We start from the raw sequence: 18160 nt of genomic DNA, 5'->3' as shown, positions 1-18160 counted from the left end.
GACCCCGTGTCCGGCAGGCGCGCGGGGCTCCTAAGCGCTGCGGCGCAGGGCGTGGTCCTGCCGGTCCCAGTGGTACGGCTGGTGGGGGCCGGCGTCCGCACGGCGGCGGCGGTCGTTGCACAGCAGGCACTTGCCGTACCCCGGAGGCAGCGGGTCCTCGGGGTCGCCGTACAGCGGATCGACCGCGCCGTGCGGATGTATGGCGCAGCCGGTCGGGCCGGTCAGCGTGGAGAGCGAGCTGGCAGCGGTCAGCGCCTGCCGCAGGACGTCGACGAGCTGGTCGGCGTCCCGCCGGGTGGGCGCCGCCTGGAGGGAGGAGGCGATGTCGGATGCGGTCGTCAGCGCGGTCTGGAGTTCGCGCAGGTCTGCGTAACCCATGCTCCGGAGCGTAGAGGGCCCCACTGACAGTTGATCTTCCGATCGCATTTCACGGCTTCGCATGACCCATCCATGCCCGCCGCGGACCACATGTGTGCACACCACGGATGACCATCCCCTAGCCGGAGCATGACAGCCGGCACCGAGGCGGGCGCGAGCGCGGGCCGCGGGAGGGCGCGGACAGGAAAACGGTGCGGGACCGGAACCCGGCCCCGCACCGGCGACCGCCCGGCCGGCCCCTTACGGAGCCGTCGGCAGCTCCCGCTTGTGGGCCGTGGCGTGGTAGCGGCGCACGATCGCCTCGTACGCCTGCTCACCGACCGGCTTCCCCTCCAGGAAGTCGTCGATCTCCTCGTACGTGACCCCGAGGGCGTCCTCGTCCGGCTTGCCCGGGTCCAGCGTCTCCAGGTCGGCGGTCGGCACCTTCTTGACCAGCTCGGCCGGGGCGCCCAGCGCGTCCGCGACGGCCCGCACCCGGCGCTTGGTCAGGCCGGTGAGCGGCACCACGTCCGCCGCGCCGTCGCCGTACTTGGTGAAGAAGCCGGAGACCGCCTCGGCCGCGTGGTCGGTGCCCACGACCAGGCCGTCCTGGGCGCCCGCCACCGCGTACTGCGCGATCATCCGCTGCCGCGCCTTGATGTTGCCCTGGACGAAGTCCTGGTGCCGCTCGTCCCGGAAGACGATCCCGCCGGCCAGCGCCGCCTCCAGCGCGGCGTCGCTGGCCGGGCGGATGTCGACGGTCAGCACCCGGTCGGGCTTGATGAAGTCCAGCGCCAGCTGCGCGTCGTGCTCGTCGGCCTGGACCCCGTACGGCAGCCGCATCGCGTGGAACGTCGCCTCGTGCCCCGCGTCGCGGGCCCGCTCCACCGCCAGCTGGCACAGCCGGCCGGCGGTCGTGGAGTCCACGCCGCCGCTGATGCCCAGGACGAGGGCGCGCAGGCCCGTGGCCGTCAGCCGTTCGGTGAGGAAGGCCACCCGGCGTTCGATCTCCGCCTGGGCGTCGAACGACGCGGACACCTGGAGATCCCGGGCGATCTCCTGCTGCTGGGACGTGGACGCCGGGTCGGTCACGGCTGCTCCTTCGGACGCGGGGCCGGCGCGGTACGCAGGCCGCGTGGTACTGGTACGGACAGGACTACCTCCTAAGACTCTATGACGGGGACGCCCATTCCTTCAGGGCGGCCCGGTCAGCGAAGTCGGCCACGTCCTTGTCCAGCGGCCGGTCCGTGTACTGGTGGAAGCGCCACGGGGCCTTGATGCGCGGGTGCCCGGCCGAGACGTAGTCCGCGATCCACAGGCCGTCGCCGGCGTACGAGGTCGTGTCGTGGTTGAGCCAGAAGTCGCGGTTGCAGTACAGGAGCACCTGGTGGGTCGGCCGCAGTCGCTTGACCTCCTTCAGGAACTGGTCCTTCTGCGCGTTGCTCGCGTACGTGCCGCCACCGGTGCGCTCCCAGTCCGCCGCGAGCAGGTCGCCCTCCACGGACGCGCACTTCTCGACGAAGTACTTCGCCTGCGCCGCGATGTTGCCCGGCCACAGGAAGTGGTAGAAGCCCACCACGCACCCCGCCTTGCGGGCCTTGTCCGCCTGCGCGCTCTGGTGCGGGTTGACGTACGAGCGGCCCTCCGTCGCCTTGACGATGACGAAGTCCAGACCGGTCGCCGAGTACGAGGGGTTGTGGGAGCTGACGTCGACGCCATGCAGCATGTGGGCCTCCTGCCGACCGAAAACGATCGATTACGATGCGTCACCTGGTGTTATCAGCAGTTCAACATGTCCACGGCACCGCGCGCCAGAGTCCGGCGGCGAACGTCCGCTGATCAACGCGTTGTTGGCGGGCGGGCGGCCGTGGATGACGTTCTCCGACCGGGGATGATCGACTACCGTTTCGGTAGCGATACGTGAGAGTCCGGGCCCTGACTGCGGGGGAGGGGCGCGCGGTCCGGCCACGGAAAGGGCGCGCGTCGGCCAGAGATGCGCCGGAGTTCGGCCAGAGCGGGCGCCCCCACGTTTCGGCCGCCCGCCGGAGCGCACGGCGCGAAGGTCCGGGCCGCCTCACGTACGGTCCGTACCGCGGCCCCCGCAGCCGCCCCCGGCACATTCCTCCGGCACGAACCATCTCTGACCTTGGCAGACTTACCGGATGACGCACGCCGCACCACGCCCCCACGGGAGCCACCCCGCCGGCCCCTCCCTCGCCGGGCCGGCCGTCGCGCCCCAGCGGCCCTCCCCGGAGGCTCCGTGACACCGTCCGAAATCCGCCCGCGACCGCTGCGCGCCCCCGGCCCCCTCCTCGCCGCCGGCCTGTGCGCCCTGCTCCTCGCCGCCACCGCCGCGCTGCTCGCCGCGCACGCCTGGGCCCCGCTCAGCCCCGAACGGGCCGCACACGACTGGGCGGTGGCCCACCGGCCGGGCCCGGCGGCCACCGCCGCCCGCGCGATCACCGCCACCGGCTCCGGCCCCGTCCCCTACCTGCTGGCCCTCCTGGCAGGCGCCCTCGCGGGCCGGGACAGGGGCGAGCGGCTGCGCACGGCGGCCGTCGCCCTCGCCACCCTCCTCCTCGGTCAAGCGGTCCGCTACGGCCTGATGGAACTGATCACCCGCCCCCGCCCCTTCGAAGCCGACTGGGCCGGCCGGGCCACCGGCCACTCCTTCCCCTCCGGGCACTCCACGACGTCCCTCCTGGCCGCCGGCCTCCTCGTCTGGGCCGTCCGCACCCGCTTCCCCCGCACCGCAGCGCGCCACCTGGCCTGCGGCGCGCTCGCGGCGTGGGCCGTCACCGTCGCCGCCACCCGCGTCTGGCTGGGCGTCCACTGGCCCGGCGACGTACTCGCCGGCTGGCTGCTCGCCGGCGCCTGGCTCTCCGTGGCCCTGCACCTGGTACGGACAGGCCGCCTGCCCGTCCCACACGCCCCTGCCGAACCACCGGCCCCCGGTGCCGCCCCCTGATCCTTGAACGGTCCATGACCTGCCCAGATGTTCCCCAAGGACGGCATGGACCGGCGCGGACCCGAGCAACACCCTCGTGGCACCGCACGCACCACCCAGGGGAGGCCCTTCATGGCAGACCGCCACCACGGCACACGGACCCGCTGCCCCGCCGCACCGGACCCGGACCCGACCCCGTGCGAAGGCCCGCACGACGCGGCCACGATCCTCTACCCGCACGGCCGCGAGGTCGCGGGCTGTGTCCACCACTGCGCCCGGATACTGGCCGGCCTCGAAGGCGCCCGCGTCCACCCGTTCGCCCCGGCCGGCAGCGCCATGGAGATCTACCTGCGGGCCCGCGAACTGCCGCCCACCGCCTGGGAGATAGGCAAGTGAAGGGCCGGACGCGCGGGCCGGAGGGCATTGTCAGTGGCCGGCCGTAGGGTGCGGACATGACGACGAACGGACGAGCGGACGCCGAGGACGGCGGCGCACGACGGCGGACGGCCGGGGACGCGGCAGGCGTCCAGCCGTACTACGCGCAGGCCGCGGCAGCACTGGCCGAGCGGTACGAGAGCGTCCGCTTCGAGACCGTGCACCGGGACTTCCTGCCCCTGCTGCCCGCCGCCCCGGCCCGCGTGGCCGACATCGGCGCCGGCACCGGCCGGGACGCCGCCGCGCTGGCCGCTCTCGGCCACGACGTCCTGGCCGTCGAGCCCGTACCCGAACTCCGCCGCGTCGCCCGCCGCCTGCACCCTTCCCCCGCGATCCGCTGGCTCGCGGACTCCCTCCCCGCCCTGTCCCGCCTCGGCGACGACGCGGGGCGCTTCGACGCAATCCTGCTCTCCGCCGTCTGGATGCACCTGGAAGAGCCCGACCGCCCCGCCGCGATGCGCCGCCTGCACACCCTCCTCGCCCCCGGCGGCCGGCTGCTCCTCTCCCTACGCCACGGCCCCCCGCCCCCCGACCGGCAGATGTACGACATCCCCGCCCCCGAAACGATCACCCTCGCCACCCACCACGGCCTCCGCCCCCTCCGAAGCAGCACCGCCCAGGATCACCTCGGCCGCGACACCGTCCACTGGACATCCCTGGCCTTCGAGAAGAACCCGACATGACCCCTGACGTCTTCTACACCACTGCCACGTATGGGATGACCCTCCTCGAACGCCGAGCACCCCAGGCGCCGGGAAGCGAGGCGGAGCGCGGGGCGACGGACTTCCTGACCGTAGCGGCGCAGGAGAGGGAGGAGTCCCGCCGTCTCGGGCACCCCACCGAGCGGCTGCTGGAGGCCGCGGAGCGGTCGATGCCGGGGATGGTCATGCGCAAGTTCCACCACCACGGCGGCGGCGAAGTACCGCACCGCTTCTACGAGATCGCCGGCCGCGGACGCCACCGCACGGTGCGGCTCAGCCCGGCCCTCGGCCAGGTGGCGCGCTCGTACGAGCTTGAAGGGCTCCGCGCGGAGCTGGACGCCCGCTGGAGCATCGTGGAAAGCAGCTTCGCGACCGGCATAGGCCGCAGCCTGATCGAGGAGGGCGTCCACGTCGACCTGGACACCCTGCACCTCACGGACCGACGCCGGCGCCGGTCGGTCACCGGCGTCGCCGAGGCCGTCGCCGGCTTCCAGCACGGGCGCTGCCACATCTGCGACGAGCCGTTGGAATCCGGCGCCCCGACCGCCGTCGACCACGTCTTCCCGCACGCTCTCATGCGCCGCTACGGCGGCGTCAACGGCTGGTACGGCCCCGACCTGGACGCCCTCTGGAACCTCGCCGCCGCCCACGCGAAGTGCAACGGGAAGAAGAGTGACCGCATGCCGACCCGTGCCGAACTGGCCCGGCTGGCCCGGCGCAACGAGGCGATCATGAACTCGCCCTGGCCGCTGCACACCACTCTCCGGCTCACGCTGAGGAGCGCGGTTCCAGGCCGCCGAATACCGGACTGGACCGCGTTCCTGCGGGAGGTCGAGAAGGCCTGTGCCTGACCTGGAGGGAGGGGGCACAAGGGAGTAGGTGAGGCGGGACCGCCCCCCGGGGACTGGGCCCGGAGGGGCCTCAGCACTCGATGATGTTGACCGCCAGTCCGCCCCGGGCCGTCTCCTTGTACTTCACGCTCATGTCGGCGCCCGTGTCCTTCATGGTCTTGATGACCTTGTCGAGGGACACGTGGTGGCGGCCGTCGCCCCGCAGCGCCATGCGGGCCGCCGTCACGGCCTTCACCGCGGCCATGCCGTTGCGCTCGATGCACGGGATCTGGACGAGGCCGCCGACCGGGTCACAGGTCAGGCCGAGGTTGTGCTCCATACCGATCTCGGCGGCGTTCTCCACCTGCTCGGGGGTGCCGCCGAGGACCTCGGCGAGGCCGCCGGCCGCCATCGAGCAGGCCGAGCCGACCTCGCCCTGGCAGCCGACCTCGGCGCCGGAGATGGAGGCGTTCTCCTTGAAGAGCATGCCGATGGCGGAGGCGGCGAGCAGGAAGCGGACCACGCCGTCCTCGTCCGCGCCGGGCACGAAGTTGATGTAGTAGTGCAGGACGGCGGGGATGATGCCGGCCGCGCCGTTGGTGGGGGCGGTGACGACCCGGCCGCCGGCCGCGTTCTCCTCGTTGACGGCCATCGCGTAGAGGGTGGTCCACTCCATCGCGTGGGCCTCGGGGCTGCCCTCGGCGCGCAGGGCGCGGGCGCCGTTGGCGGCGCGGCGGCGGACCTTGAGGCCGCCGGGGAGGATGCCTTCACGGGACAGGCCGCGGGACACGCACGACCGCATGACCTGCCAGATCTCCAGCAGTCCGGCGCGGATCTCGTCCTCGGTACGCCACGCCTTCTCGTTCTCCAGCATCAGGGCGGAGATGGACAGGCCGGTCTCGCGGGAGAGGCGCAGCAGTTCGTCGCCGGTGCGGAAGGGGTACTTCAGGACCGTGTCGTCGAGCTTGATGCGGTCCTCGCCGACCGCGTCCTCGTCGACGACGAAGCCGCCCCCGACCGAGTAGTAGGTCTTCTCCAGGAGGGGCGCGCCGCCGGCGTCGTACGCGAAGAGGGTCATGCCGTTGGCGTGGTACGGCAGGGAGCGGCGGCGGTGCAGGATCAGCTCGGTCGACTCGTCGAAGGCGATCTCGTGGTCGCTGCCTATCTCGGCGCCGAGCAGCCGCAGCCGCCCGCTCTTGCGGATCCGCTCGACCTCGTCGTCGGCGGTCTCGACGTTCACGGTGCGCGGGGAGTGGCCCTCCAGGCCGAGGAGGACGGCCTTGGGGGTGCCGTGGCCGTGGCCGGTGGCGCCGAGGGAGCCGAAGAGTTCGGCCCGTACCGCCGTCGTCTGCGCGAGCAGACCGTCCTTCTTGAGCCGCCCGACGAACATCCGGGCGGCGCGCATCGGGCCGACCGTGTGGGAGCTGGACGGGCCGATGCCGATGGAGAAGAGGTCGAAGACGGAGATGGCCACGGTGGCGGACTCCCTTGTCTGCTCGTGGTGGACGGTGGAGCAAAGGGGCGGGAGAAACGGAAGGTACGTTTCTGCGCCGACTGTCGAGCCTAACCCGGACGGCGGACAGACTCTCAGACGGAGGCCGTCGGACGGCTGTCTTCCGGCGCAACGGCAGAAGACGCAGGGGAGCCGGCCCGGGCGTCGACGGCGGGATCAGCGCTCCCGGGGGTGAGGGCGGGGTCACTCTCGGTACGGGGCGCGAGGTCGGCGCCGGTGCCGGACGCGAGCCCGGCGCCGGTCTCAGCGCCGAGCCCCGGCCCGGGACCGGCCTCGCTGCCGATCGCGGGCGCGGCGCCCGTCAGGCCCGCCTCGTGGGCGCGGACTCCGGCGCGTACGGCCCAGAAGTAGAAGGCGACGGCGGAGAGCGCGACGAGGGCGATGTCCAGGCCGCCGGGGATGACGCCGTGGCCGCCGAAGTCCGGGCTGCCGAGGGCGGAGACCGCGGACATCCAGGCCAGGAAGCCGACCAGCCACCAGGCGGGCGCGAACTGCCGGCGCAGCTTCGTTTCCCCACGCCGCCGCAGCACCACCGCGGCGACCGGCGCGGCCACCAGCGTCAGCAGCGCGACCTTGCCGGTGTCCGGCCACTTCGACCAGTACAGCGCGCACGCCGCGAAGGCGAAGGTGAGCGGGCAGAGGACCTGCGCCGCGGGCAGCCGGAACGGGCGCGGCAGCTCCGGCCTGGTCCGCCGGAAGACGCCCACCGCGATCGGGCCGATCAGGTACGAGATGACCATGGCCGCCGAGATCACGCCGGCCAGCGCGCTCCAGCTGTGGCCGACGGTGACCAGCAGCAGCACCGAGAAGCCCAGGTTGAGCCACATCGCGGGCCGGGCGGTCCCGTACCGCGGGTGCACGGCGGCCAGCTTCTTGGAGAAGAAGCCGGTCTCGGCGAGGTTCTGGACCATGTACGCGGCGGACGCGACGTTGGCGATGTTGGAGCCGGCCGGCGAGATGAAGGCGCCGAACTGGAGCATCGTGACGACCCAGTGCAGCATCAGCACCTTGGCCAGGTCGGCGAAGGGCGAGCTGAAGTTCACCCCGTGCCACCCGCCGGCCTGTGCCAGCTGCTCGGGCGGCACCGCGCCGAGGAACGCCGTCTGCAGGGCCAGGTAGATCAGCAGGCCCAGCGAGAGCGCGCCGACCAGCGCGACCGGGATGGCCCGGCCGGGGTTCTTCGCGGCGCCGCCCAGGTTGACCACGGCCTGGAAGCCGTTGAAGGCGAAGACCACACCGCAGGTGGTCACGGCGGTCAGCACGGCCGGCCAGCCGTACGGGGCGAAGCCGCCGTGCGCGGTGAAGTTCGAGGTGTGGAAGCCGGACGCGATCAGCGCGGCCACGGCCAGCACCGGGATCGCGAACTTGACCAGCGTCAGGACGGTGTTGGCGCGGGCCAGCAGCTGGACCGACCAGTAGCAGGTCAGCCACAGCGCGAAGGTCAGCAGCAGCGCCACGCCGCTGCCGGCCGCGGTCAGGTGGTTGCCGGCCGGGTCGACCAGGCCCTGGGCCCAGCCGAAGCCCCAGGAGGACATGTACTGGGTGGCGGCGATGGACTCGATCGGGATCAGCGAGGCGACCGCGATCCACACGGCCCAGCCGGTCAGGAAGCCGAGTACGGGGCCGTGCGAGAGGTGGCCGTAACGGGCCATGCCGCCGGGGATCGGGTACGCGGCGCCGACCTCCGCGTAGGACATCGCGATCATGCCGATGAAGACGGCGCCGATGACCCAGGCGACCAGGGCGGCGGGGCCCGCCACCTGGGCGGCGGAGCCGGCGCCGAAGAGCCAGCCGGAGCCGAAGATCGAACCGATGCCGATCATGGTCAGGGCGAAGAGACCGATCCCCTTGCGGTTGCCCGCGCTCATGTCCATTGCCGTGCGTGTTCCGTCCTGCTGTGGTGCGAAGGGCCCCGCGACGTCGAGGGGCCGGCCTCAGCCTATGTGGCGCGAAATCGCCGTAAGGCGGACGGAAAGGCCGTAGGTCCGAGGCCAACGACCCCGGACATACGGCCTGTTCACCCCGCAGACACCGCCTGGGCGGCGCTTTTCGGGGCGTACTTCATGAAACGCGTCACACGGCCGCGCCGGACGCCCCGTGGGGCCGCCCCGGCGCGGTCCGCGTGACCGGTGTCACAGCGACGGGTACAGCGGGTGCTTGCCGGCCAGGGTGGTGACCCGGGCCTTGAGCGCGTCGGCGTCGTACGACGGCTTGAGCGCCTCGGCGATGATGTCGGCGACCTCGCGGAAGTCCTCCGCCTGGAAGCCGCGGGTGGCCAGCGCCGGGGTGCCGATCCGCAGGCCGGAGGTGACCATCGGGGGCCGCGGGTCGTTCGGGACGGCGTTGCGGTTGACCGTGATACCGACCTCGTGGAGGCGGTCCTCGGCCTGCTGGCCGTCCAGCTCGCTGTTGCGCAGGTCCACCAGGACCAGGTGCACGTCGGTGCCGCCGGACAGCACGGAGACGCCGTGCTCGGTGATGTCGGACTGCGTCAGGCGCTCGGCGAGGATGCGCGCGCCGTCCAGGGTGCGCCGCTGGCGCTCCTTGAACTCCTCGCTGGCCGCGACCTTGAAGGACACCGCCTTCGCCGCGATGACGTGCTCCAGCGGGCCGCCCTGCTGGCCCGGGAAGACCGCCGAGTTGATCTTCTTGGCGAGCTCCTGGGTGGACAGGATCACACCGCCGCGCGGACCGCCGAGGGTCTTGTGCGTGGTGGTGGTCACGACGTGCGCGTGCGGCACCGGGTTGGGGTGCAGCCCGGCCGCCACCAGGCCCGCGAAGTGCGCCATGTCGACCATCAGGTACGCGCCGACCTCGTCGGCGATCCGGCGGAACGCCGCGAAGTCCAGCTGGCGCGGGTACGCCGACCAGCCGGCCACGATCAGCTGCGGGCGGGTCTCCTTGGCCAGGCGCTCGACCTCGGCCATGTCGACCTGGCCGGTCTCGTCGTCCACGTGGTAGGGCACCACGTTGTAGAGCTTGCCGGAGAAGTTGATCTTCATACCGTGGGTCAGGTGCCCGCCGTGCGCGAGGTTCAGACCCATGATCGTGTCGCCCGGCTTGAGCAGCGCGAACATCGCGGCGGCGTTGGCCTGCGCGCCGGAGTGCGGCTGCACGTTCGCGGCCTCGGCGCCGAACAGCGCCTTGATGCGGTCGATGGCGATCCGCTCGACCACGTCGACGTGCTCGCAGCCGCCGTAGTAGCGGCGGCCCGGGTAGCCCTCGGCGTACTTGTTGGTGAGGACCGAGCCCTGGGCCTCCATGACGGCGGCGGGGGCGAAGTTCTCCGACGCGATCATTTCGAGGGTGGACTGCTGACGGTGGAGCTCGGCGTCGACGGCGGCGGCGACGTCGGGGTCGAGCTCGTGGAGGGAGCTGTTCAGAAGCGACATGACTCTTCCTGGGGTTCGCGGGGCGCACGGCCCCGCCGGGCGGCGGGTGGGCGTATCAGCCGGTGAAGGCGGTGTACTCGTCGGCCGAGAGCAGGTCGTCCGGCTCGCCGCTGACCTTCACCTTGAACAGCCAGCCGCCCTCGAACGGGGCGGTGTTCACCAGCGAGGGGTCGCTCACCACGTCCTCGTTGATCTCCGTGACCTCGCCGTCGACGGGGGAGTAGAGATCGCTGACGGACTTGGTCGACTCCAGCTCACCGCAGGTCTCGCCCGCCGTGACCGTGGCGCCGACCTCAGGAAGCTGCACGAAGACGACGTCGCCGAGCGCGTTGGCGGCGTGCTCGGTGATGCCGATCGTCGAGACGCCCTCCTCGGCGGCCGACAGCCACTCGTGCTCCTTGCTGTAGCGCAGCTGCTGGGGGTTGTTCATGTCTTGATTCTCCTGGATACGGTGGCGTGCTTGCTGCAGGGGTCTTGACAGGTGAGACGGAAACGCGGCGGGGACGGCGGTACGCGTGTCACTTCCGGCGCTTGTAGAAGGGCAGCGCCACGACCTCGTACGGCTCGTGGGTGCCGCGGATGTCCACCGCCACACCGGCGGTGCCGGGCGCGGCGTGCGCGGCGTCCACGTACGCCATGGCGACGGGCTTGCCGAGCGTGGGGGAGGGGGCACCCGAGGTGACCGCGCCGATGACGGCGCCGTCCGGGCCCACGACCGGGTACCCGGCGCGCGGCACACGGCGGCCCTCGGCGATCAGCCCGACCAGCTTGCGCGGCGGGTTGGCCGCGGCGCGGTCCCGGGCGGCCTCCAGGGCGGCGCGGCCCACGAAGTCGCCGCCGTTCGTCGTCTTCTCGAACTTCACGACCCGGCCCAGGCCCGCGTCGAACGGGGTGGTGTCCGTGGTCAGCTCGTGCCCGTACAGCGGCATGCCCGCCTCCAGGCGCAGCGTGTCCCGGCAGGACAGGCCGCACGGCACCAGGCCCGCGTCCCGGCCCGCCGCGGTCAGCGCCTCCCAGAGGGCGACCGCGTCCGCCGGGCGGACGAACAGCTCGAAACCGTCCTCACCGGTGTATCCGGTACGGGCGATCAGCGCGTCCACGCCCGCGACGGTGCCGGGCAGCCCGGCGTAGTACTTCAGGCCGTCCAGGTCGGCGTCCGTGAGGCCCTTCAGGATGCCGGGGGACTCCGGGCCCTGTACGGCGAGCAGCGCGTACGCGTCCCGGTCGTCGCGCACCTCGGCGTCGAAGCCGGCCGCCCGCTCGGTGAGCGCGTCCAGCACGACCTGCGCGTTCGAGGCGTTGGCGACGACCATGTACTCCGTCTCGCCGAGGCGGTAGACGATCAGGTCGTCCAGGATGCCGCCCTCGGCATTGCAGATCATGGTGTAGCGGGCGCGGCCGACGGCCACGCCGCCGATGTTGCCGACCAGCGCGAAGTCCAGCAGGTCGGCGGCGCGCGGTCCGGTGACGGTGATCTCGCCCATGTGCGAGAGGTCGAACAGGCCGGCGCGGGTCCGCACGGCGACGTGCTCGTCCCGCTCACTGCCGTAGCGCAGCGGCATGTCCCAGCCGGCGAAGTCGGTCATGGTCGCGCCGAGCGCGCGGTGCGTCGCGTCCAGCGCGGTGCGGCGGGGGGCTTCGGTCATGGTGGTGGCTCCCGGGCATGGGTGACAGGACGGTCTCCCCATCTGTCATCGGAACCTGAGAGGTTCACCGGAAGGCCGTGACCGGTCCCGGTTTGCACCTTGGGTGGAGCCACGCCACGGCGGCCCGCTTTTCAGATCTGCCTCGCCCGCGCGGTATCGGGGCCTGAGAGATTCAAGGGAGGACTTGCTCCTTCGGCGCCCCGCCGTGACGGCCGGGGACTCTCCCGCGCGGATTCAAGCGGCCGGTATGCAGTTGGCTGAGCGTGGCACCCGTACGGCGACGCGCGCGCTGAGCCGCGGTCCCGCACTGGGCGCGCACATCATCGCACGGGATCGCCGGATACAGGAGCCCTGGTCGTACCGGTGTTCGCAGGGGTGTCACGACAGTGTCCTGGGACTGTACGAATCGTGGGATTTCCTTGAAGCGCATTACCTTTTCTTGACACTCTGCGGGTAAGGGACGCAGTCCCTTGAGGGGACGACACCGGACCGGGAGGGGATCACGGTGCACAGGCAGGCCGCACTCGCGACAAGTTCGGGAGGCGCGCCCCCGGGCTGTGTCCCGGAACCGGCTCCGGCCGTGGTGCCGGGGGCCCGGCGGCCGTCGCTCGGGGTGGTCCGCCCCGGCCGGACGCGGGCCGCGGCGGACGCGCCGGTCACGGACGTCGTCGACCTCAGGGACGGGGGCGCCGCGCGCGAGACGGCCGGGCTGCACTTCGCGGCGGGCGACGTGGTGGTGGTCTCCGGTCTGCCGGGCAGCGGCAAGAGCACGCTCATGCTGCGGCTGGTGCCCGCCCTCGACCAGCAGGGCGCCGCCGTGCACCGCATCGACTCGCAGGACGTACGGGAGCGCTGGGAGCGCGGCCGGCTGCGCCGGCTGCCGTACGCGCTCTACCGGCCGCTGGTCCGGGCGGCCCACTACCTGGGGCTGCGGCGGGCGCTGCGATCCGGCGGCAGCGTGGTGGTGCACGACTGCGGCACGCTGGCGTGGGTGCGCCGCTGGCTCGCGCGTGAGGCCCGGCGCGGCGGGCGCGGCCTGCACCTGGTGCTGCTGGACGTAGCGCCCGAGGTCGCGCTGTCCGGGCAGCGCTCGCGCGGACGCGGTGTCTCCGGTTACGCCTTCGCCCGGCACCGGCGCGCGGTGCGGCGGCTGACCGCCCGCGCCCAGGCGGCCCGGCTCCCCGCGGGCTTCACCTCGGCCGTCCTGCTGGACCGGCCGGCGGCGGGAGCGCTGCGGGAGATCGTTTTCGAGTGAGGCGCCATCTTCGAGGCGGACCGGAGCCCGCCCGTGGACCGGAGCCCGCCTGCGGATCGGAGCCCGCCTGCGGATCGGAGCCCGCCTGCGGATCGGAGCCCGCCTGTGGACCGGAGCCCGCCCGCGGAGCAAAGCCCGCCCGTGGACCGGAGCCCGCCCGCGGACCAAAGCCCGCCCGCGGACCGGAGCCCGCCCGTCCGTCGGGCGGTCCGTCAAGGTTCACTCCGTAATGCCGGATGCCTGACGGGCCGTACGGATTATCCCGTACGGCCCGTCAGGACCGGTCCTAGTCCAGGCGTATCTCCCGCATCCGCGCCTCCTTCGGACGCTCGGCACCGGGCGATCTAGAGGCCCAGGGACTTGAGCAGCAGACCCGGCAGTCCGAGCACCGACTGCAGCAGCGAGCCCTGCTGCGCTGCCTCGGCACCCTGCTGCTGCGGCGCTTCGGCGGCCTGCCGGTGCGGCGCGTCCGCGGCCGGCTGCGGGTCGGCGGCCTGCTGGTCGCCGGCGGCCGGCTGCGGGTCGCTGGTCGGCGCCTTCGGCTGGGCGGCGGACTGGTCGTCCGCCTCCTCCGAGTCGCCGGCGGGCTGCGCGGCGGGCCGGGCCGGCCGGTCGGCCGCCGGGGCCGCGGGCTGGGCGCCCGGCTGCTGCTGCAGACCGCCGAGCAGCCGGTCGATGCCCAGGATCTTGAAGATGTCGGTCACGGACCGGGAGACCGCGCCGGTCAGGTTCGCGGAGTCGGCCTCCTCACCCGGCGTCGGGGCCCGGTACTCGGACAGCTCGTCCAGCTGCGTCCGCAGGTCCTGCGAGACCCTGCGCAGCCGCACGGCGTCGGCCGTCACCGTGCGGTCGGAGTCCTCGTTCAGCATGTCCGCCAACCGCAGCGCGTCCTGCAGGACCGTGTCCACACGGGTGCGGGCGGACCTGACCTCCACGGAGTGGCCGCGGTCGTCGGCCGTCTTCTCGGCCAGCCGGGCCGATGCGTCCGCCAGCCGGCTGATGTCGTCGACGATGATGCTGTGGTTGCGGACCGGGGGCTCGGGTTCTTCCGCCGCGGTAGCGGTGCCCGTGATGCCGAAGGCGAGGGCGCCGGCGGTGGTGGCGCAGACGAGGGCGGAGGCGGTCCGGTGCGTTGCCATCAGGAGACGTGCCTTTCTGTAGGAACGGCAGGGCAAGATCACCCTGGAGCCACCTTGAGAGGGGTGTGTACGGTCCGCAACCGCTCGCGCGCGTTCGGTGGTCATCCGGACGCACCAGGGCTCCCGCCGCCTGCTGGCGTTAGGGTCGTCGACCAGGTAAGGCGCGGTACGGGCGGCGCGCGGTGCGAGCGGCGCGCGGCGGTACGCGGTGCCGGTGGTGTGCGGTACCAGCGGTACGCGGTACGCATGGTGACGAGCGGACGGGTGGACATGGACTTTCCGGAGCAGGGCATTCCGCGGCTGGAGTGGCCCGCCAACGAGCTGGAGGAGGTACTCACCGCCTCGGTGGGGCACCCCGGTGCGGGCGCCCGCATCGTCGAGGTGCTGGGCCGCAGCCGGATATGGGTGCCGCTGCCCAAGGGCGGCGGCCCCGAGAGCGCCGGGATGGGCCGCGCGGGCCTGGACCTGCCCACCGTCGAGATCGACTCGGCCGCTTACGTCCCGGTCTTCAGCTCCGAGCAGGAGTTCCAGCGGGTGGCCGGGCCGCACCTCTCCTTCACCGTCGCGCCGGCCGTCGAGTTCGCACGCGGCCTGCCGCCGCTGATCGGCATCGCCGTCAACCCGGAGGGCACCGTCGGCGTACCGCTGCCGCCCGCCGCCGTGGCCGAGCTGTGCCGGACCGGCCGCCCGGACCTGCCCGGGGCGCCGAGCGGCGCCCGGGTCCGGCTGTTCGAGCCGGACTGGCAGGAGGAGCCGGTGGACTTCCTGGCCGCGGCCGGGCTGGAGTTCTCCTCCGCGGGATTCGTGGTCACCGCGCGCCGCGCGCTGGCCAGCGTCGAGGGGGACGCGCCCGCGCTGTTCGTCGGCGTCCAGGTGGACGCCGCGGCCGTCACACCGCATGATCCGGCCGTACGGGACGCGGTGACCGCCGCCCTCGGCCGGGCCCTCGGCGGGACGCCGCTGACCTGGCCCGTCCAACTGGTCATGCTGGACCTCGCCCAGGGCGACCCGGTCGCCGACTGGATGCTGGAGCGGGTCCGGCCCTTCTACTCCCGCGACATCGCCTGAGAGCCCGCGCCCCCGGCGCCCCGGTGCGCCCGGAGTGCTCCGTCCGGTGACCGCAAGCGGCGTGTGCTGATCCGACCGGGGTCCGGACGCAGGCTCTAAGCTGTTGTTGCAACCGGCAGGCGTACCCCACGTGCCTGCCGACAGGAAGGGACGGACCACGTGAGCGCGGGTGCGCATCAGGGAGCGGCTGCCGGGCAGGTCGAGCAGATGCTGCAGCAGGTCTCGCCCGGCCGGTACGACGCCTACGAGGCGTTGCTGCAGGCACTCGCCGCCGGGCAGGTCTGGATGCTGCTCTGGCACGGCCAGGCCGGTTCGCCCGATGCGCAGTACGGCAACATGGAGGTCGACGGCCTCGGCTACGCGCCGTGCGTGACCTCCGCCCCCGAGCTCGCCGCCAGCGGCTGGAACCGTGCCCACGAGGTCGTCTACGGGCGCGACATCGCGGCCACCCTCTTCCCCGACCGCTGGGGCCTGTGGCTCAACCCGCACGCCCCCGGCGGCGGCGTCGGCATCCCGTGGCTGGACCTGCGGCGCATCGCGGGCGGCCTGGACCGGCTGCCGGCCGGCCCGCTGCGGATCACCGAACCGGCCATCGAGATCCCCCAGTTCTACGCCCTGCTGGGGCAGAACGCGCACCGCACGCCCGCGGTGCGCTCCCTGCGCCGGGCCTGGGTGCAGCCCGCGCTCGGCGCCCCGTACCTGGCCATCGGCCTGGATCTGTACGACACGGGTCAAGCGGCCGTGGACTCCGTACGGTTGATGATCCAGCAGTCCATCGGCGCGGTGCCGGAAGGGCTGCCCGTCTCGACGGTCGCGATGAACGACGAGTACGACCCGGTCGGCATGTGGATGCGGGCCAACGCGCGGCCGTTCTTCGACCGCGACGCCTACGCGGCGGGCCCGGTGCCCGCGCCGGCCCAGGCTCCCGGACCGTCGTACGGCTACGGCTACCCGCGCCCGTACTGACAACCCTTCCGTGCGGCACCGGCCCCGGCCCCGGCAGCTGCCGGTCCACGCCGAGCGGCCGGTTCGCACCGAGCTGCCGGTCCACGCCATGCCGCCGGTTCGCGCCATGCCGCCGGCCCACGCCGAGCTGCCGGTTCACGCCGGCGGGCTCACGGCGTCCGGGCCGCCCGTGCGCCTATGAGGGCAAATCGAACGGCCGCGCTCCCCCAGCAGGGGGTTACCCAAGGGGGACGAGCCGGAACCGCGCCGCGCGCCCGTCACCCCCACCATGCCCGCCGCGCCCACCGCATCGCCGCGTCCAGGCCACGCCCACCGCATCGCCGCGCCCACGCCGCGCCTACTGCATCGCCGCGCCCACGCCGCGCCCACCGCATCGCCCCCGGCCGCCCTCCGTCACCCCCCCCCCCGCCACCCGCAGCCCGAAATAGCACCTCACGCCCGTAAGTTGACCCCCGCGCACCTCCGTGCACCCCGCTCAGTCGGGGCCGCTGTCCGCATAACGGAAGCCCGTGGGCTACATCACAGTTGCGCATCCATTCCCGGTCAGGGCTGGTGAGTGATCGCGAATCGGATGAAGACTCCCGCAGCAGAGGGTTTCGGCCCTGTGTACGAGATGCACCACTCGTCGTCGCGTGACGTTCCGCGACGTCTGCTCCGCCTGCAACATCCGTAAGGCCTGCAACACCTGTACCCGCAACGTCCGTATTCCACGCTTCAGTTGCTCCAGCTGTTCCAGAGTTCTCCCAGTTGCACCGCAAGCACCACTCGCACCAGTGATGTGAACCAGGCCGCCTGACCGCGGCGCGCATGGGCCGGCAGTGTCGGCCGAGAGGGGTCAAAGGCACCGTGACCGCACCGATCGAGACCACCGGGGCGGCTGCCGAAGCGCAGCCGGAAGCGGTGCTGGAAGGCGTCGAGAGCAAGAAGATCGAGGGGCGCTCGCTCGGCCAGATCGCCTGGCTGCGCTTCAGGCGCGACAAGGTCGCGGTAGCGGGTGCCATCGTTGTCATCCTGCTCATCCTGATCGCGGCGCTCTCCCGGCCGGTCCAGTCCTGGCTGGGCCTGGACCCCAACAGCCCGAACCAGGACCTCATCGACCCCAACACCACGCTGCCCAAGGGCGACCTCGGCGGCATGAGCCTGGACCACCCGCTGGGCGTGGACCCGAAGTTCGGCCGTGACCTGCTCGCGCGGGTGCTGGAGGGCTCCTGGGTCTCGCTGATCGTGGCGTTCGGCGCGACGCTGCTGTCGGTGGCCATCGGCACCGTGCTCGGCGTGGTGGCCGGCTTCTACCGGGGCCGGGTGGACGCGCTGATCAGCCGGCTGATGGACGTCTTCCTGGCGTTCCCGCTGCTGCTGTTCGCCATCGCGATCTCGGCCTCGCTCCAGGGCGGCGCCTTCGGGCTCGAAGGGCTGCCGCTGCACATCTCGGTCCTGATCTTCGTGATCGGTTTCTTCAACTGGCCGTACATGGGCCGGATCGTGCGGGCCCAGACGCTCTCGCTGCGCGAGCGGGAGTTCGTGGACGCCGCGCGCGGCATGGGGGCCCGCGGCCCGTTCATCCTCTTCCGGGAGCTGCTGCCCAACCTGGTGGGCCCGATCATCGTCTACTCGACGCTGCTGATCCCCTCCAACATCCTCTTCGAGGCGGCACTGAGCTTCCTGGGCGTCGGCATCCAGCCGCCCCAGGCGTCCTGGGGCGGCATGCTCAACCAGGCGGTCAAGTACTACGAGGTCGACCCGCAGTACATGCTCGTCCCCGGCCTCGCCATCTTCGTCACCGTGCTGGCGTTCAACCTCCTCGGCGACGGCCTGAGGGACGCGCTGGACCCGCGCAGCCGCTGACCCCGCCCGGGCCCGTACGCCCGGCGTCCCCCACCCAAGTTTCCGACCAACGAAGGGGAAACCGAC

The 18160-nt window shown here is 72.7% G+C and carries 17 protein-coding genes and 1 riboswitch; of the genes, 8 read left to right on the top strand and 9 right to left on the bottom strand.

Annotated elements, in window-relative coordinates:
• Nucleotides 1–30 precede the first annotated feature (30 nt).
• The 3 genes from AB0L45_RS14810 to AB0L45_RS14800 all read right to left on the bottom strand — a co-directional run bounded on the left by AB0L45_RS14810 (nucleotide 31) and on the right by AB0L45_RS14800 (nucleotide 2083).
• Entirely contained in the window at nucleotides 31–378 is a 348-nt protein-coding gene (locus AB0L45_RS14810; protein ID WP_365839695.1) for a hypothetical protein, read from the bottom strand.
• A gap of 240 nt (nucleotides 379–618) precedes the next feature.
• The gene (gene nadE, locus AB0L45_RS14805) at nucleotides 619–1449 is read right to left on the bottom strand and encodes an ammonia-dependent NAD(+) synthetase (RefSeq protein WP_365839693.1); all 831 of its coding nucleotides are present in this window, start codon (nucleotides 1447–1449) and stop codon (nucleotides 619–621) included.
• A gap of 79 nt (nucleotides 1450–1528) precedes the next feature.
• The gene (locus AB0L45_RS14800) at nucleotides 1529–2083 is read right to left on the bottom strand and encodes a GH25 family lysozyme (protein ID WP_365839691.1); all 555 of its coding nucleotides are present in this window, start codon (nucleotides 2081–2083) and stop codon (nucleotides 1529–1531) included.
• A 534-nt stretch (nucleotides 2084–2617) separates the two neighbouring features.
• On the opposite strand from AB0L45_RS14800, the gene AB0L45_RS14795 reads away from it, so the two are divergent.
• The 4 genes from AB0L45_RS14795 (at nucleotide 2618) to AB0L45_RS14780 (ending at nucleotide 5291) form a co-directional block, all read left to right on the top strand.
• Nucleotides 2618–3325, top strand: a complete 708-nt coding sequence (locus AB0L45_RS14795; RefSeq protein ID WP_365839689.1) for a phosphatase PAP2 family protein — start codon at nucleotides 2618–2620, stop codon at nucleotides 3323–3325.
• Between the two features lie 111 nt (nucleotides 3326–3436).
• A complete protein-coding gene (locus AB0L45_RS14790; RefSeq protein WP_365839687.1) occupies nucleotides 3437–3700 on the top strand; it encodes a hypothetical protein in 264 nt (87 codons plus the stop codon).
• A gap of 56 nt (nucleotides 3701–3756) precedes the next feature.
• On the top strand, nucleotides 3757–4422 hold the full coding sequence (locus AB0L45_RS14785; protein ID WP_365839685.1) for a class I SAM-dependent methyltransferase: 666 nt from the start codon (nucleotides 3757–3759) through the stop codon (nucleotides 4420–4422).
• Nucleotides 4419–5291, top strand: coding sequence for an HNH endonuclease (locus tag AB0L45_RS14780; protein ID WP_365839683.1), 873 nt, complete (start codon nucleotides 4419–4421; stop codon nucleotides 5289–5291). The genes AB0L45_RS14785 and AB0L45_RS14780 overlap by 4 nt, the downstream gene beginning before the upstream one ends.
• 70 nt (nucleotides 5292–5361) lie before the next feature.
• Here the strand turns inward: AB0L45_RS14780 and AB0L45_RS14775 are convergent, their stop codons facing one another.
• The 5 genes from AB0L45_RS14775 to gcvT form a co-directional block, all read right to left on the bottom strand.
• The gene (locus AB0L45_RS14775; RefSeq protein WP_365839681.1) at nucleotides 5362–6744 is read right to left on the bottom strand and encodes an L-serine ammonia-lyase; all 1383 of its coding nucleotides are present in this window, start codon (nucleotides 6742–6744) and stop codon (nucleotides 5362–5364) included.
• Nucleotides 6745–6857: 113 nt separating this feature from the next.
• Nucleotides 6858–8657 (bottom strand): APC family permease, encoded by a 1800-nt coding sequence (locus tag AB0L45_RS14770; RefSeq protein ID WP_365839679.1) that lies wholly within the window; start codon nucleotides 8655–8657, stop codon nucleotides 6858–6860.
• A 258-nt stretch (nucleotides 8658–8915) separates the two neighbouring features.
• Entirely contained in the window at nucleotides 8916–10175 is a 1260-nt protein-coding gene (gene glyA, locus AB0L45_RS14765) for a serine hydroxymethyltransferase (protein WP_365839677.1), read from the bottom strand.
• Nucleotides 10176–10230: 55 nt separating this feature from the next.
• Nucleotides 10231–10605, bottom strand: a complete 375-nt coding sequence (gcvH, locus tag AB0L45_RS14760) for a glycine cleavage system protein GcvH (protein ID WP_365839675.1) — start codon at nucleotides 10603–10605, stop codon at nucleotides 10231–10233.
• Between the two features lie 88 nt (nucleotides 10606–10693).
• Nucleotides 10694–11821 carry a glycine cleavage system aminomethyltransferase GcvT gene (gene gcvT, locus AB0L45_RS14755; RefSeq protein WP_365839673.1) on the bottom strand — a complete coding sequence of 376 codons (1128 nt, stop codon included), beginning with the start codon at nucleotides 11819–11821 and terminating at the stop codon, nucleotides 10694–10696.
• A gap of 141 nt (nucleotides 11822–11962) precedes the next feature.
• Nucleotides 11963–12058: riboswitch (glycine riboswitch) on the bottom strand.
• Nucleotides 12059–12320: 262 nt separating this feature from the next.
• Here gcvT and AB0L45_RS14750 point away from each other — a divergent pair.
• Complete coding sequence (locus tag AB0L45_RS14750) at nucleotides 12321–13076, top strand: AAA family ATPase (protein ID WP_365839930.1); 756 nt, start codon at nucleotides 12321–12323, stop codon at nucleotides 13074–13076.
• Between the two features lie 344 nt (nucleotides 13077–13420).
• On the opposite strand, the gene AB0L45_RS14745 is transcribed toward AB0L45_RS14750, so the two are convergent.
• The gene (locus AB0L45_RS14745) at nucleotides 13421–14215 is read right to left on the bottom strand and encodes a hypothetical protein (RefSeq protein ID WP_365839671.1); all 795 of its coding nucleotides are present in this window, start codon (nucleotides 14213–14215) and stop codon (nucleotides 13421–13423) included.
• A 270-nt stretch (nucleotides 14216–14485) separates the two neighbouring features.
• Between AB0L45_RS14745 and AB0L45_RS14740 the strand changes: the two genes are divergently transcribed.
• From AB0L45_RS14740 to AB0L45_RS14730, 3 genes are all read left to right on the top strand, one after another.
• On the top strand, nucleotides 14486–15283 hold the full coding sequence (locus AB0L45_RS14740; RefSeq protein WP_365839928.1) for an enhanced serine sensitivity protein SseB: 798 nt from the start codon (nucleotides 14486–14488) through the stop codon (nucleotides 15281–15283).
• 159 nt (nucleotides 15284–15442) lie between these two features.
• The gene (locus AB0L45_RS14735) at nucleotides 15443–16249 is read left to right on the top strand and encodes an enhanced serine sensitivity protein SseB C-terminal domain-containing protein (protein ID WP_365839669.1); all 807 of its coding nucleotides are present in this window, start codon (nucleotides 15443–15445) and stop codon (nucleotides 16247–16249) included.
• An 846-nt stretch (nucleotides 16250–17095) separates the two neighbouring features.
• On the top strand, nucleotides 17096–18094 hold the full coding sequence (locus AB0L45_RS14730) for an ABC transporter permease (protein ID WP_365839667.1): 999 nt from the start codon (nucleotides 17096–17098) through the stop codon (nucleotides 18092–18094).
• Nucleotides 18095–18160 lie beyond the last annotated feature (66 nt).

The sequence above is a fragment of the Streptomyces sp. NPDC052496 genome (assembly GCF_040679095.1).
Lineage (GTDB): Bacteria > Actinomycetota > Actinomycetes > Streptomycetales > Streptomycetaceae > Streptomyces.
This window is presented reverse-complemented; position numbering and strand designations above follow the sequence as displayed.

Coding starts and splice junctions, on each gene's coding strand:
- AB0L45_RS14810 (WP_365839695.1), bottom strand. CDS start 378: ATGGGTTACGCAGACCTGCGCGAACTCCAGACCGCGCTGACGACCGCA.
- AB0L45_RS14800 (WP_365839691.1), bottom strand. CDS start 2,083: ATGCTGCATGGCGTCGACGTCAGCTCCCACAACCCCTCGTACTCGGCG.
- AB0L45_RS14790 (WP_365839687.1), top strand. CDS start 3,437: ATGGCAGACCGCCACCACGGCACACGGACCCGCTGCCCCGCCGCACCG.
- AB0L45_RS14785 (WP_365839685.1), top strand. CDS start 3,757: ATGACGACGAACGGACGAGCGGACGCCGAGGACGGCGGCGCACGACGG.
- AB0L45_RS14780 (WP_365839683.1), top strand. CDS start 4,419: ATGACCCCTGACGTCTTCTACACCACTGCCACGTATGGGATGACCCTC.
- AB0L45_RS14770 (WP_365839679.1), bottom strand. CDS start 8,657: ATGGACATGAGCGCGGGCAACCGCAAGGGGATCGGTCTCTTCGCCCTG.
- glyA (WP_365839677.1), bottom strand. CDS start 10,175: ATGTCGCTTCTGAACAGCTCCCTCCACGAGCTCGACCCCGACGTCGCC.
- gcvH (WP_365839675.1), bottom strand. CDS start 10,605: ATGAACAACCCCCAGCAGCTGCGCTACAGCAAGGAGCACGAGTGGCTG.
- gcvT (WP_365839673.1), bottom strand. CDS start 11,821: ATGACCGAAGCCCCCCGCCGCACCGCGCTGGACGCGACGCACCGCGCG.
- AB0L45_RS14745 (WP_365839671.1), bottom strand. CDS start 14,215: ATGGCAACGCACCGGACCGCCTCCGCCCTCGTCTGCGCCACCACCGCC.
- AB0L45_RS14740 (WP_365839928.1), top strand. CDS start 14,486: ATGGACTTTCCGGAGCAGGGCATTCCGCGGCTGGAGTGGCCCGCCAAC.